The following is a 251-nucleotide window of genomic DNA, read 5'->3' as shown; positions in this document are numbered from 1 at the left end:
GTCACACCGGCACATGTTTATGACGGTGAAATCGCCATCCCGCTTATGAAAGATATTGCCGAGAACCTTGGATGGAAGTTCAAGTTTGTCATGATGGATACGGGGTATGACCAAGTGAAGAACTACCAGGCGGCTCGGGATTATAGAACACTGGCAATCATTGCACTCAATAAACGTAGAGAAACAGAACCACCTTCTGGAATGTCCTCAAACGGTACACCACGCTGCTCCATGGGATTTGACATGGTGTA

General features: G+C 47.0%; 1 protein-coding gene. It reads left to right on the top strand.

The window, feature by feature from the left end:
• A partial coding sequence (locus J3482_RS22335) for a transposase (RefSeq protein WP_206923140.1) occupies nucleotides 1-251 on the top strand: 251 nt, incomplete at both ends.

Source organism: Alicyclobacillus suci, from assembly GCF_017329615.1.
GTDB classification, from domain to species: Bacteria; Bacillota; Bacilli; order Alicyclobacillales; family Alicyclobacillaceae; genus Alicyclobacillus; species Alicyclobacillus suci.
Note: the sequence above shows the minus strand (reverse complement) of the source record. Positions and strands in the feature narration are given on the sequence as shown.